The 15366-nt window shown below is 49.7% G+C and carries 7 protein-coding genes and 2 pseudogenes; 5 read left to right on the top strand and 4 right to left on the bottom strand.

Translation table 11 applies throughout. The annotated features are described in order from the left end of the window. Positions 1-4 precede the first annotated feature (4 nt). From HVZ37_RS06360 to HVZ37_RS06350, 3 genes are all read left to right on the top strand, one after another. Positions 5-2620: a filamentous hemagglutinin N-terminal domain-containing protein gene (locus tag HVZ37_RS06360; protein WP_044269035.1), complete on the top strand. Its 2616-nt coding sequence runs from the start codon at positions 5-7 to the stop codon at positions 2618-2620. Between the two features lie 99 nt (positions 2621-2719). Further along, a complete protein-coding gene (locus HVZ37_RS06355) occupies positions 2720-4399 on the top strand; it encodes a ShlB/FhaC/HecB family hemolysin secretion/activation protein (protein WP_181628231.1) in 1680 nt (559 codons plus the stop codon). 158 nt (positions 4400-4557) lie between these two features. After that, positions 4558-6219, top strand: coding sequence for an O-antigen ligase family protein (locus tag HVZ37_RS06350; RefSeq protein ID WP_181628230.1), 1662 nt, complete (start codon positions 4558-4560; stop codon positions 6217-6219). 639 nt (positions 6220-6858) lie between these two features. On the opposite strand, the pseudogene HVZ37_RS06345 reads toward HVZ37_RS06350, so the two are convergent. Beyond that, positions 6859-7893, bottom strand: a pseudogene (locus HVZ37_RS06345) (IS481 family transposase). Between the two features lie 383 nt (positions 7894-8276). Here HVZ37_RS06345 and HVZ37_RS06340 point away from each other — a divergent pair. Both HVZ37_RS06340 and HVZ37_RS06335 read left to right on the top strand, forming a co-directional pair. Then, positions 8277-8885, top strand: a complete 609-nt coding sequence (locus tag HVZ37_RS06340; RefSeq protein ID WP_051642354.1) for a helix-turn-helix domain-containing protein — start codon at positions 8277-8279, stop codon at positions 8883-8885. A 66-nt stretch (positions 8886-8951) separates the two neighbouring features. Beyond that, positions 8952-10199 (top strand): mechanosensitive ion channel family protein, encoded by a 1248-nt coding sequence (locus HVZ37_RS06335; protein WP_043001497.1) that lies wholly within the window; start codon positions 8952-8954, stop codon positions 10197-10199. A gap of 44 nt (positions 10200-10243) precedes the next feature. Here the strand turns inward: HVZ37_RS06335 and pheP are convergent, their stop codons facing one another. The 3 genes and pseudogenes from pheP to HVZ37_RS06320 all read right to left on the bottom strand — a co-directional run bounded on the left by pheP (position 10244) and on the right by HVZ37_RS06320 (position 15072). Continuing rightward, positions 10244-11635, bottom strand: coding sequence for a phenylalanine transporter (gene pheP / locus HVZ37_RS06330; RefSeq protein WP_043001498.1), 1392 nt, complete (start codon positions 11633-11635; stop codon positions 10244-10246). 116 nt (positions 11636-11751) lie between these two features. Beyond that, a pseudogene (locus HVZ37_RS06325) lies at positions 11752-13935 on the bottom strand (TonB-dependent siderophore receptor). A 63-nt stretch (positions 13936-13998) separates the two neighbouring features. Then, the gene (locus HVZ37_RS06320; RefSeq protein WP_181628229.1) at positions 13999-15072 is read right to left on the bottom strand and encodes a YncE family protein; all 1074 of its coding nucleotides are present in this window, start codon (positions 15070-15072) and stop codon (positions 13999-14001) included. Positions 15073-15366 lie beyond the last annotated feature (294 nt).

Below are 15366 nucleotides of genomic sequence, written 5' to 3'. Positions count from 1 at the left end.
GTAAATGAAAAGCAAAAATATTAATATCGTGCGCAATAATCGTCAGGTTTTACACGCAAAGCTGGCTCCAACCTGCTTTGCAACGATGCTTGCGCTTGGAATGATTATGCCAGCTCACGCTGCGGTTGTAGCAGGTAATACTAACCAACCGGGTATTCATACCAACGCAAATGGCACTACCGTTGTTGATATTAATAAAGCCAGTGCGGGTGGCGTTTCACATAACGTTTATTCTGAGTTCAACGTAGACAGTAACGGCGTTATTCTGAACAACAGTAGCAGCAATTCGAACACTCAGTTAGCCGGCCAGATTAATGGCAACGCTAATATGGCGAGCGGCAGTGCAAAAGTGATTCTTAACGAAGTGCGCTCCTCCGATCCGAGCCAGCTTAACGGCATGATCGAAGTCGCCGGTCAGTCCGCTCAGGTCATTATTGCTAACCCATCAGGCATTACCTGCGACGGTTGCGGTTTTATTAACACCAACCACGCAACGCTAACCACGGGGACCGCCACCTACGATAATCAGGGCAACGTAACCGGACTGGACGTCAGCAAAGGCCAGGTGTCTATTACCGGTAAAGGTATGGACACCCGCTCCACTCAGTACACCGACATTATCGCTCGCTCCGTGAAGGTCAATGCGAAACTGCAGGCGAATGAGCTGAACATCATTACCGGTAATAACCGTATTGATAAGAATGGTCGCGTACAGAAAAAATATGACGACAGCACCAGCCCGGAAGTCGCGCTGGATGTATCTGCGCTGGGTTCCATGTATGCCAATAAAATTTACATGGAAGGGACAGACAGTGGCGTCGGCGTGCGTATTGATCACGCAGACCTGACCGCGACGGATACCTTGTCTCTCAATGTTGATGGCGTGATTGAAAACAACGGCGGCCATATTAGCGGTAAAAACTCCACTGCTGTAATGGGATCATCTGTTCTGAACCATAATGGCCAGATCACGTCTGATGGGATGGTCTCCGTTTCTGCCGACGAATTACTGGACAACAGCAATGGTCAAATCAAAGGCAATTATGTTGATTTGTCTGGCAAAAACACAGTAAACACCCATGGCAAGATTCAGGGAAACCAGCAGACCACCATCATGGCGGATTCGCTGAATAACACCCAAGGTGAAATCACCAGCGAAGGCGCCCTGAGCATCGCTCGCTCTTCTAACAGCTATAACTCCTGGGGAGCGACCGGCGTCAATAATACAAACGGTCGTATCAATGCTAAAGGCTCGCTGACCGTGGACTCAGCAAATCTGGACAACACGTCTGGCAGCCTGACAAGCAACGGCTCGATGAGTGTTAACGTCGATACGCTGACCAACAATAACGGGGTTATTTCTGCAGGTAATGGCTGGAATATGATTAACGCCTCCATGTTGAATAATGATAACGGCGTTATTCAGACTCAGGGACGTGACAGCCAGTTGCAGGTAAGCGGCAATAACATGCTCTCTAACCATAACGGCACAATTCATAGCGACGGTTCCGTTTCTATCAATGGCGCACTGGATAACATGTCCGGCACGATTTCAGCCGGCAATGATATCTTCATGTATGGTTCGTCTTATTATTCTGATCTTGCCAGCAAGCTGGAAGCGGGTCACAACATTGATATGACGGTGACAAATACTTTCCAGAACGCAGGGACTCTCGCTGCGGGACAGGATATGTCTTTAACCATCGGTTCCAATGGTTGGGGCAGCTACGGTGGCCCAGCCCAGAACAGTGGTTCTATTACCGCCGACGGTAATCTGAATCTGCAGATGAATAGCAGCGTATTTAATAACAGCGGTGCAATCCACGCTAATCAAATGAATCTGCAACTGTCCGATCTTGCTAACAGCGGTACGATCTCCAGTAACAATGACATCAACGTTAACGCCAACAATGTCTATAACCTGATGTATGGCAACATGAATGCTGGCCATAACATCTACATCACAACCTCTTCTCTGATGACTGACGCAGGAAGCGCTATTCAGGCAGGGGAAGATGCTAGCTTGTCTGTGATGAGCAACCTGAACAATACCGGTGATATCCGTGCCGCGCATGATATCAACCTCAATGTGATGGGAAGTTACGGTTATTCACAGAGCACCTCTTATAACAACGGTACCATTGCCGCTGGTAATAAATTGAATGCCCAGATGGATCGCGTAACGTTGATGAATAGCGGTACGCTGAGCGCGGAAAACGGTATTACGCTGACCACTAATTACCTGAACAACAGCGGCAACATCTCCAGCACCGGTGATGTTAAGCTGAATACGTCTAACGGTATGTTCAACGAAAGCACTGGTACGATTACGGGCGATCACGTTTATACCACGGGTTATGTCACTAACATGGGCGTTATTAATGAAACGGGTTCGGCTAATCAGGATGATGGCGCGAATACCCCTGACAACAATAATACCGATAATGGTGGTTCGACCAATAACGATGATAACACCGTGGTACAGCCTAATGGAACACCTGCAGGTAATGGTGTTTGGGAAAATGGCGTCGTTTATAAACCAGGTGACATGTATTACGGCTACGTCGTGGTAGATATCATCTATTATCCTGGCGGTTATGTTATCTGTACTGGGATTTAATATATTTTAGTTCCAAAGCCCCATGAAGTTATGGGGCTTTATTAATTTATTTTAGAAATGCTTCTGAGGTTCAGTACCTACAGGGAAGAGTTAAATATCATGATTGTTTATCGTACCAGCCTCAGTCTCATTCTTTTCTCACTGTTCGCGATACGCCCTGGCATCGTGGAAGCTGAGCCCGTCTCAGGCCAAGGTGCCACCAGTCAACAACAGGATCAGGCAAGGCATAATCAGCTTGCTCCTCAAAGTAAGACATTGCTCACGGCAGAAAATGTACAGGATAGCGATACGCTGATCCTGCCCAAAGAATCCGTCTGCTATGACATGAAACACGTAGTTATCGATAAAACGGTCGCCCTCCCCCACTGGCTGACCTTTAACGATCTTATTCGCCAGGTTGAAAAGCATTGTATCGGAATACAGGGGATCACGGCTCTACATAAAGCCGTCCAGAATCGGTTAATCTCCCATGGATATATTACCAGTCGGGTGTTAGTTCCAGACCAAAATTTAAAAGAGGGAACATTAACCCTGCGAATTTTGCCCGGTCGTATCAGTGAATGGCTGTTACAAAATCAGGAAGGCCGCACCGTTCATCGCTGGAATAACTTCCCGGAAGCTGAAGGCGACGTTCTTGATTTACGCGGTCTGGAACAGGGACTGGAAAATTTGCAGCGTATTCCCGGATCGCAGGCAAGTATTCATCTTGTTCCCGGTGAACATCCTGGCGATACTCGCGTAGAAGTCAGTCGCAGCCAGAATAAAGCATGGCGTCTGGGGACGTGGATGGATGACGCCGGAAGTAAAAAAACGGGGCGTTATGAAGGCGGTCTGGCCTTTTACCTTAATAACCCCACAACGCTGAATGACATTTTTTATGTTGCTTATGGCGGCGGTTTTAAAAATGAGTATGGACGTCGCAACGACAACACTTCCGCCTTCTACTCCGTCCCGTGGGGCTACTGGCTGCTTGAACTCTATGGCAGTAAATATCGCACGGTTCAGACAATCCATAGCGGTGATTACCACTATCAGTACAGCAGCAGTGAAAAATTACTGACTGCAGAAATCAAACGCGTTATCTACCGCAGCGCCAGTCAAAAAACAACGCTGGGTTTTAAAGGCATTAAACGTGATTCACACTATGACCTCAACGATGTTGAAGTGGAAGTACAGCGCCGGGCCACCAGCAGCTGGCAACTCAACCTGGAACATTTAGCTTATCTGCCCTTTGGGCAACTCACCTCCCGACTGAGCTATCAACATGCCGCGCACTGGTTTGGCGAACAAGCCGATGCCGAAGAAATGGTAGGTAGTGCCGATCCCCTGGCACGCATTATTACCCTGAGCGTCGACGGCACATTTCCGTTTAAGGCAGGCGATCTGTCGATGAGCTATGAGCCGCATTTCATGCAGCAAACGTCACCGGATAAACTGACGCAGCCGGATAAATTTACTATCGGTAACCGCTGGACGGTACGTGGCTTCGACGGTGAATCTTCCATTTATGCTGATAAGGGTTGGTATCTGCGTAACGACATTAACCTGAATCTCCCCAGGTGGGGAATGCAGCCCTATCTTGGCTTTGATTACGGGGAAGTCAGCGGTTCGAAAAATGATTACTGGAGCGGCACACGCATCGCCGGTGCGGTTGCCGGTGTGCGAGGTGTTAAAGGCAACGTTGGCTATGATCTTTTCGCCGGTGTTCCGGTGATGAAACCTGATGATATGCAGACCAGTCCGTTTACACTTGGTTTTTCAGTGCAATGGCAATATTAAATCGATGCCTGAATGGATCAGTCTTAGAATGGACAGGACTTAAATAGCGCCATCTTGAGTGGGTAAATACAATATCGATTTACCCACTCAAGAATATTATGCCCGCCCGAATGCTCGCGTTTTGCAAATCTGGGGAAACCTTCACGTCTTCCCGCCTTGTGCAGCTTTTTTTATACTTCCTGCTCAGTTTTTACTGGTTAGTGCTGATTCATATTCCCTGGCCAAACAGCGGCGATTACGGCATGAATTTACCGATGAACCTGCTGTCGTGGGCTGCGATTTTGCTTCAGGCGCTGATCGTCTGGCTATCGCTGCAAGCGGATAAAATACGTCTGACACCCACGTTTTTATGCCTGCTGCTCAGTGCGATAGCATTTACGTTACCCGTCTTCTGGTCGCCTGACCAGGGACTCGCCATCGCTCTTCCTCGACTAACAGGGATCTGGGGAGGCGTGTTTACCTATCTCACCTTACTTCAGTACCCACCGCGTGAAAAAGAAATTGTTGCTCTGAGCTATATGATCGCTGCGGCAGCTTGCATTGAAACCGTTTATTCTCTGATGGGTTTCTGGTGCCCACAATGGCTTCCCTTCCCACTTAACGCACTGGCTGAAAATTATTCCGGTGGCGCACCGGGTATTTTTCAACAGCGTAATGTCACCGCCACATTTCTGGCGACAGGTTTATCTCTTCTGCTGGTGTTGATGGCGGACAGGCAGCGAACGCTTAAATCGTTTCGTGCGGAAACTGCGCGGAGGTTCGCAATCTGTTTTGCAATTATCCTCATCTCTGCGACGCTAGTATTATGTCGTTCCCGAATTGGCTGGCTGGGCGGTCTGTGTGGAATTGCCTGCGCGTCGCTTCTTTTCTGTCAACAATGTTGGCGAGATAGAACCACGGCTTGCCAACGCCTTGCGATTATTTTCTTACCGTTCATCGGTGGTCTGTTGGGTTCGGTTTTGCTCCAGGGTTCCGTATTAAATTCGTTGGCTCATGAAGGGTCAAATCAACAACGACTCCTGACGCTGGAATACACCGTGCGCCTTATCATGACGCATCCCTGGAGAGGGATTGGTTTAGGCATGTTTGAATCGGTGTATCAAAATTTTATGGCCGATCTTCCTTTCGCGAATCCTGGCCGGGAAATGATGCAGCATCCACATAATGAGACGTTATTTATTCAGGCGGAAGGCGGAATTGTCGCCTTCCTGGGCGGGCTGATTCTTTTATGGGGTTGGATTATTTTATTTCGCCGCCCAAAAAGCTTGTGGCAGTGGGTGACGCTGTTAACCACCCTACCGATTTTGTTACACACTCAGGTCGAGTTTCCTCTTTATTACTCAGTTGCGCACTTTTTTCTCATCCTGCTACTGATGAGTGCAACTGAAAGCCGTAAATCCACGTTCACCTTGCCGGTAAAATATCTGCGTCCAGCCCTGGCCGCGACCGCACTGTACGGTATTGTGCTGTCAATGCAGCTCTTTCGCGCCAGTGTGACACTGGGAGAATTCGAAACGGGCCGACTTGAACCACCGGAAAGTATTCGTCAATTATCCGTTCCCTGGCTGATGCAAATACGCTGGCAGCGGGATCTCTCCCGCTTACATCTGATGCATTTTAATCAAAGCGGTAATATTAATGAGCTAGATTTATTTGCTCAGGAGAATGCCGAGTGGATCACAATGCATATGGAAGAAGATGCCTGGAGCGACCAGATTAATATTCTGATGTTTCTGCAAAAGCGGGAAGAGGCACTGGCGCTAAGGCTGCGGGCTCATCGCTTAATGCCATGGGATGAGCGCTTTAATCCGGGTGAGTAAAAATAAAAGAAGCTGGCATCATAGTCGGCTTCCTGCATCATTTCACTGATAAGTCAGGTTTAGCATTGCCGTGGCGTTGGCAGTAGCGGCTTTCACTTTATCTTTAGTCTGAATATCACTGACCGCAACTGTCGCCATCATCGTCGTTGATACAGTTTGATTAAGAGTGACAATCTACGCTGGATTCATACACTGTCAGCGCCTGTCAGATAGGTTGATCGCGCTGTACAATTATCTGGGAGCGTTTATCTGTAACGAAGAATGGAATAAGTGCAGGTTATCGATATGGTCGCATAACAGTTTGTGGCACCCAAAAAGAGCATGTCCAACAGAAGGTTCATTCTTCGCCCCCAAACTGATTTTAAAATTGTGTACACACCGAACCTATCTACACACAGTTTTTATCAGGCATAGTTCACCACAAAGGTCACAGAAACATTTGCCCTTCCTGGCGTCACATCATCAACTACAGACTGATAGCTCGCTGAAAATTTAAGTTCAACGGAGTCCTCACCTCCTTTTAAAGGGATGCCTTCAGAAGGTTTATCGGGGGGGAGTAAATTCCCCTTACTGTCATAAATTGTATTAGCTCAGACCTGATCTGACAGTTACCGGTTATTTATACAGGTATCTGTCAGATTACATCTGGTTTAAGTTTTTCTCAGCCCAGATGCGTTTTCCATCAAGTAATGTTTCCACTGGCGTCCGGCCACAGCACATTTTCCCTGATGAGTTCGCTCATTATTATAGTGAGCCAGCCATTCATCAAGATCCGATTGTAATGAAGCAAGATCACCATATAACTTTTTGCGGAACGTTACCTGATAAAACTCGTTCAGGATCGTTTTATGGAACCGCTCGCAGATACCATTGGTTTGCGGTGACATTGCCTTCGTTTTCGTATGCTCAATGTCATTTATCGCCAGATAAAGCTGGTAATCGTGCTGCTCCACTTTACCGCAGTATTCGGTGCCTCTGTCAGTATCCTCAGCATCGGCAGGCCATGAGACTCATAAAACGGGCAGTACACGATCATTCAGTAAATCAGCCGCTGTAATCGGCGTTTTAGTGACATAGAGCTTGCAGTGGGCCACTTTCGAGTACGTATCAACGGACGTCTGCTTATAGATACGCCCGACGCCTTTCAGATTGCCCACATAGAACGTGTCCTGTGACCCCAAATAACCCGGATGAGCGGTTTCAATCTCACCACAGGCCTCGTCATCGCTGGCTTTACGTTCCAGCGCGGCGATCTGGCTGTCGGTCAGTTCAATACCATGGCGGGCCATTTTCTCTTCCAGCGCATGCAGGCGTTTTTTGAAGTTCTCAAGGTTATGGCGTAACCAGACGGAACGGACACCACTGCCGGAGATAAAACACCCTGTTTACGTAACTCGTTACTGGTCCGGTGCTGACCGTGAGCCAGGAATTCGACAGCATAATCAACAACGCTCGCTCAGTGGCATCATCGGTACGGTTCTTTAGGTTAGGAGCACGACGGCTACGATTTAGCAGTGCATCCACGCCACCTTCATCGGCCAGTTCGCGATAACGGTAAAATGTATCGCGCGAGACGCCCATGATTTTGCAGGCTTTCGACACGTTACTGAGTTCTTCAGCCAGATTGAGCAAACCGGCTTTGTGTTTGATGACGGGATTGGTAGTATGAAGCATGAGAGTTACCTCGTGTTTTGTATCAGGATTCGACACCCATATCAAAACCGGTAACTCTCAACCTTTCAAGGCCATGTGTCAGATCAAGTCGCGACTAATACAACTTACTTTTGTGAGAACTGATACTATTGAGTCAGCGCTGTCGGTTGCTTAACTCTGCAGCATGAATGCTGAGGTCAGTTATTTGCGACCTTTTAGACTCATAATCCGTACGTACAGCACGTACTACGATCTGTGCAACTTTATCAATTTTAATTAGTTTCATGAATTATTCGCAGTCGTAAACTTTAACGCCAAATAAGCTCTTACACTTTCCTCATATAATATTCACCTTATAATATAATATAATCTTCAGATACCTTAATTAGAATTGCTATGCCATTATGAAGCCAGACACTCATGTCATCAATATAATCAATGCCGTTTCCGACACTTCTCGCATTTTGCATGCCCGGGAGCGGCAAATCATATCTCTCGGACACCATGCCGAATCGATGACTTTTGTATTACATAAAGGCACGGTAAGTGTTTACCGTAGCCACGACCAACTACTACTTAAGCATCTTAAAGCACCTATGATTGTTGGCATGAACTCGTTAATGAATACGAATGCTGATTTCTTCTACAAAGCCAACGGGGAAATCCTTTTCGAAATCATTCCGACATTACACGTAATGAGTGTCATTGCGGAGAAAAACCTTTGGCAGGACGCATCCTATACCTATATGTATGCCATAGATAAACTTCTTGAAGCACATCGTACCTCTGCTGGCCTCTCAACCTACGAACTGATCCGCACCAATCTTATTGCATTGTTGGCAGAGAAAGAAGAACTGCGTCTTGCGGTTAACGCGAGTGACTACATCCAGGAAAAAACGCATCTTTCGCGTAGCCGCGTGATGAAGATTTTGAGCGACTTGCGGCTGGGTGGCCATATCGAGATGGCGCGCGGTATTCTTACTAAGATCAATCGTCTTCCCGAACAGTACTGACCTGGCTCATTTGCATAATTTCCTTACAGCAGTCATCATAGGTCACTGTTTTGTAAAGGAGAGGTTATGCAGGAATTAATTACTCAGGTCGAGGATTTAGCGGGTATTGAAATGAATCACACCACCTCGCTGGTGATGATTTTCGGTATTATTTTTCTCACAGCCATCATTGTGCATATTATTTTGCACTGGGTGGTATTGCGCACCTTTGAAAGGCGCGCCGTTGCCAGCTCCCGTCTATGGCTACAAATTATTACGCAGAATAAGTTATTTCACCGTCTGGCATTCACCCTGCAGGGTATTATCGTCAATATTCAGTCCGCACTGTGGTTACAAAAAGGCAGCGAAGCCGCAGAGATTCTTACTGTCTGCGCACAATTGTGGATCATGATATATGCCCTGCTTTCATTATTTTCGTTACTCGATGTCATATTAAATCTGGCGCAAAAGTTCCCCTCTGCCTCTCAGCTTCCTCTCAAGGGGATATTTCAGGGTATAAAACTCATTGGCGCGATTATTGTCGGTATATTAATGATATCGCTATTAATCGGCCAATCGCCCGCGATTCTGATTAGCGGCCTGGGCGCAATGGCCGCCGTGCTGATGTTGGTATTTAAAGACCCGATTCTGGGGCTGGTTGCGGGCATTCAGCTTTCTGCTAACGACATGCTGAAACTGGGTGACTGGCTGGAGATGCCGAAATACGGTGCTGATGGCGCGGTCATTGATATTGGTCTGACGACGGTGAAAGTCCGCAACTGGGACAATACTATCACTACGATTCCGACCTGGTCGCTGGTCTCTGATTCGTTTAAAAACTGGAGCGGCATGTCGGCATCAGGTGGTCGGCGCATTAAACGCAGTATCAATATTGACGCCACCAGTATTCATTTTCTGGATGATGATGAAAAGCAGCAACTGTATAAAGCGCGCCTGCTGAAACCTTATCTGGAGACGCGCCATCAGGAGATAGATGAATGGAATCAACAACTGGATGCGCCGGAATCGGTATTGAACCATCGGCGGATGACCAATATTGGGACTTTTCGCGCCTACCTGAATGAATATCTGCGCAACCATCCACGCATTCGCAAAGATATGACCTTAATGGTACGTCAGCTGGCGCCAGACGATCACGGTCTCCCCCTCGAAATTTATGCTTTTACCAACACCGTCGTCTGGCTGGAATATGAAAGCATTCAGGCCGATATTTTCGACCATATTTTTGCTGTCGTAGACGAGTTTGGATTGCGCATTCACCAGTCACCTACGGGCAACGATATTCGCTCGCTGGCGGGAGTATTTCAACGATAACGCAAAAGCGCCGATCTCATTACGCGAATGAGATCGGCTTCCTCTCAGCGTACTTTGCGAGAAAGTTTAAACGCAACAAACAGGAAGATGACCCATACCGGCAGCAACATGGCTGACAAACGCATGTCGTCGATGGTGCACATCAGCACAAGGATCATCGCCAGGAAGGCGATGCAGATATAGTTTCCTGCCGGGTAGAGCAACGCTTTGAACTGGGTATCACGCCCTTTGCGACGCATCGCGGCACGAAAACGCAGATGCGCCAGACAAATCATGATCCAGTTCAACAGCAGCGTCGCCACCACCAATGCCATCAGCAGACCGAAGGCCTCTTTCGGCAGCAGGTAGTTGATGAGCACCACCAGCGAAGTGATCGCACCAGAGAGCAGTAATGAATTCACCGGAACGCCACGACGGCTGACACGGGTCAGAAACTTCGGTGCATTGCCCTGGACTGATAGACCAAACAGCATACGGCTGTTGGAGTAAACGCCGCTGTTATAAACCGACAAGGATGCCACCAGAATCACGAAGTTCAGCGCTGAAGCCACGACGTTACTGTTCAGATCGTGGAAAATCATCACGAACGGGCTGCTGTCGGATTTCACTTCCACCCACGGGTAGAGCGCCAGCAAAACCACCAGCGAACCGATGTAGAACAGCAGGATACGGTACACCACCTGATTAACCGCTTTCGGAATGCTTTTGTGCGGGTCACGCGCTTCCGCTGCGGTGATGCCGATAAGTTCCAGCCCACCGAAGGAAAACATGATCACCGCCAGCGACAGAATCAGCCCTTTCCAGCCCGTCGCCAGAAAACCACCATGCTGCCACAGGTTATCGATAGTCGCCCGCTCACCGCCGTTCCCCGAGAACAGCAGCCATAAACCAAAGCCGATCATGCCGATGATCGCCAGCACTTTGATGAGCGCAAACCAGAATTCGGTTTCACCGTACAGACGGACGTTCACCAGGTTGACGGCGTTAATGATGATAAAGAAGGACGCGGCCCAGACCCAGGTAGGAACCTCGGGTAACCAGTACTGCATGTAGATACCGGCGGCCGTCAGTTCAGCCATCCCGACCAGCACAAACATGACCCAGTAGTTCCAGCCTGACAGGAAGCCCGCAAACGGTCCCCAGTATTTATAGGCAAAGTGAGCGAAGGAACCCGATACCGGCTCTTCGACAACCATTTCGCCGAGCTGGCGCATGATCAGAAAGGCAATAACCCCGGCGATGCCGTAACCCAGCAGCACCGCTGGACCCGCCATCTGAATCGCGGGCCCGATGCCGAGAAACAGCCCGGTACCAATCGCGCCACCCAGGGCGATTAATTGAATATGTCGATTTTGCAAACCACGTTGCAGCGTCGGACTCTGTTCCGACGACGCTTCAAAACGGCCGTTGTCTGAAGCGGATGACGCGTCTTTCACGCCCTACCCCTGTCTCTTTTTTAGAAGGGGCACGTTTTAACACTTCATGCTGGAGGTAGCAAGTTAAAGGCACTGGAATGGAGGGGGCATCCTTGCCCCTGATTACGAGGTGGAACTCAGAACTCGTAACCAACGGACACTTTAAAGCTCCGCGCTTCCCCCTGGGTGACGTACGTGCCGGAATCATCAACACTGGCCCAGTAGTTTTCGTTGGTAACGTTGTCGATGCCCGCGCGAACGGTCATCTGATTTTGGTTCTGGTTAAGCGCGAAGCGATAGCGCATACCCAGATCCAGAGTAGTGTAGCTGTCGAGCTTTTTGCTATTAGCCAGATCCGCATACTGAGAACCGGAATGGTTCACGCACGCGGTAGCGGTCAGACCCTCAATCGGCTTGATGTCATACTCGGCACCCAGCACGGCGTAAAAATTCGGCACGCCGATCGCATCATTGCCCTGGTTCAAACCGTTGTTGGTTTTGGTCATCTCGGCTTGCAGCCAGGTGGCGCTGGCGTTCAGACGCATGCCCAGCATCGGTTCGCCGAAGATGTTCAGCTCAACGCCACGGTTACGCTGCTCGGCATCCAGACCATAATGTTTGGTTTCACTGTCAAGAATTGCCGATGGCATCTTGATCTCAAACAGCGCCAGCGAGCCGCCAACACGCCCGAAGTCCGCCTTCACGCCCACTTCATTCTGCTTAGAATGGACGATACCGGTGCTCTGACCATAGTTGGTTGCCGTGTTGGGCGCTGCTTTACCCGGCTGTAACGCTTCGGTGTGGTTGGCGTAGAAAGATATCTCTTCCCAAGGCTTGTAGACGACGCCGTAAGTCGGCATCCAGCGGCTACCGTCAAAACCGTCGGCGGCGTTTTCCGCGCCGGTAATTTTGTCATAACCCCGAATCACCACTTTCTGATGGCGTGCCCCGACGGTAAATAGCAGTTTGTCATCCAGCACGCCCAACGTATCGCTTAGCAACCAGCCCTGAGTCCGGGTGCGCCCGCTGGTCAACGGATCGCTGTAGTTACCGCCTTTACCGTTCGAGTTAGTACTGGCCGGCGCGTCAACGCCGCGGTTGTGATAGATGTTGGTATACGGGTTATCCGCCGCTTTAGACATTTTCCACGCGATTTTTTCGTTTTTGCTTTGTGCCGAGTAGCCAACGTTCACCTTGTGCGAGACAAAGCCCGTAGCGAAATTGCCGCGAATTCCCGCCATGCCGCTGACCGTGTCGCTGATACGGTTGGTATCAAGACGACTGGCGGTGGCCGTCCCGCTCTTATCCAGCAGTTTCGGTGCGCTGTAGAGGCCTTCCTCGTGCGCGTGCTGAGCGCCAAGTGCTGTGTAGGCAGTCCAGTTGTCAGTGATGTCGTATTCGCTACGCCACATGCCGAACTCGTTTTCAATGTCGCTATACGCCCATTTCTGCGAGAAGTTACGGTCATTTTTTGGCGGCGCGGGAACGAAATCGACCAGAGAAATGTTGACGCTGGTTGGGCTGCCGTGGAAGGTTTTTTTCTGATAACCCACGTCCAGTGAGGTGCGGAAGTTATCGCCTCTGTAGTCCAGACCGGTGGAGAGCAGCGTAGTACGACGGCGATCGTCCTGAATCCGGGTTTCGCCTTCACGGTGGACCAGATTCACCCGCGCACCAAACTGATCGTTGTCGCCAAAGCGACGACCGGCATCCAGCGTGGTGCCAATCTGTGAATCCGACGTGTAGTCCACGCCGACTTTAGCCTGCGGGATGTCGCCTGCATGTTTCGGTTCAAGGTTGATCATCCCGCCGACGGCAGAACTCGCGGCGCCGTTCATCAGGGCGTTTGCCCCTTTGAAGATTTCGATGCGATCCACCATCTGCGCATCCACCACCTGACGCGGCAGAACACCAGACAGCCCGCCAAAGGTCATATCATCGCCATCAAATTTCAAACCACGAATGCGAAAGCTTTCCGCGCTGTTGCCGTAGCCCTAGACATACTGCACGCCCGCATCGTTTGCCACGACGTCGGCGATGGTTTTCGCCTGTTGATCTTCAACCAGTTTAGAGGTGTAGCTGATGACGTTGAACGGTACGTCCATCGCACTTTGTTGACCGAGCATGCCGAGTCTGCCGCCGTTGGCGACTTGTCCATCAAGAAACGCCGGCAGCGGCGTGTCGCCACCCGGTTTGAAATCATTTTGGGTTGTCGCCTGGACCACAATGGTGTCCTCCGCTTTTTTCGCGGTGTCTACCGCCCAGGCCGAGCCAGAGATTGCGCCCATCGTCAGCGCCAGAATAGTTTTGGTGTTGTTCATGTGAATGCCATCAAAAAGAGTCAATGTGGCGGGGGACAACATCCGTCCCCCGACTGATTTTTATTATTTATTCAGCTCAATACGTACAACGCTGTCCGGCACATCGGTTGAGTGGTCTTTATTAAATTTCTGTTTCACAGTGACATACAGCGTCTGGCCGTCAGCAGAGAGCAACAGGCTGTTTGGATTCGGCGGCAGGTCCCAGCTTTTTTTCACGCTGTAATCGCTCGCGTTGAGACTGAGCAGCTTCCCGGAATCACGCTGGGTGATGTAAATTTCGTTGCGTTTGGCGTTGAATGTCACCGCCAGAGAATCCCCAACGTCCAGTTGCTTCAGCACCTTGCCGGTGTGGATATCGAGCACCAGCGTGGTTTTCGCTTTGGCGTTATCGGTCACGAACAGACGTCCGGTTTGTGGGTCTTCCGCCATATTCAGCAACAGCGCCGGCTTGTCGCCCAGCGGCTTCCAGCGTTTCTCAACGTGCTGATTACGCGGGTTGATTACCAGGATTTCACCACCGCCATTCGCGGCGTAGATGCGCTGGGTCGTTTCGGAGTAGTGCAGACCGGTCATCCATTTGCCCGTATTTTTAATGCGCGTTTTCAGCTTCAGCGTTTCGGCATCAACCACCCAGATCACCGCAGGATCGGCGACCGCGCCGATATACAGCAGGCCGTTATGCAGCAACACCTGACGAGCGCCATACGGGAAACCTTCCGCGTTCCGCTCAGGAAACAGGACGCGATTTTTAACTTTGCCATCCGCAGTGTTCAACGCGCTCAGGCCACCGTCCAGCGAGTTGGTGACGTACACCGTTTTGCCATCAGGCGAAATCGCCATACCAAAGTTTTTCAGATCCGTGTGGCTGCGACCGATCGTCTTAAGGGTTTTGGCATCCAGTTTGTAGATCACTCCGCCCTGAACATCTTTAAAGCCTTCGGCACTGGCGACATACAACGCGTCCCCGGCAGGATTTAATGCCATCTCATACAGGCCATCCGCCAGATCGCGTTTTAACGTATCGGTCGCCACCGCGGGCGTCGCCGCTTTTTCAACGGTATTTGACGGCGTAGTGGTCGCGCAACCGCTTAATGCCGCCGCGATCAGCACGGCCAGCGCCGTAATATTTTTTTTCATCCTGGGTTCCTTACCAAAAAAGACACGCATTAAATAATAAAGAGAATGAGAACTATACTTATTCTCTTTTTCGAAGCAAGTGTATTTCGCGCAAAAAATACCCTTAATGAAACAGAGGTTCGAATTGTGAGAGCTCAAACGAAAATGGCGAGTGAACGATAATTTCTGCGAATTATTCTGGACGAACAGGCCCCGCAGGCCACAGAATGCGATTTGCACTTTTTTTATATTTTTCAAACGAATGACTTAACCTAAATATCGTCATTCATGTGTCGGTCACGCCAGGCAACGGTG

This window comes from Citrobacter sp. RHB35-C17 (genome assembly GCF_013816795.1).
GTDB lineage: Bacteria > Pseudomonadota > Gammaproteobacteria > Enterobacterales > Enterobacteriaceae > Citrobacter_A > Citrobacter_A amalonaticus.
This window is presented reverse-complemented; position numbering and strand designations above follow the sequence as displayed.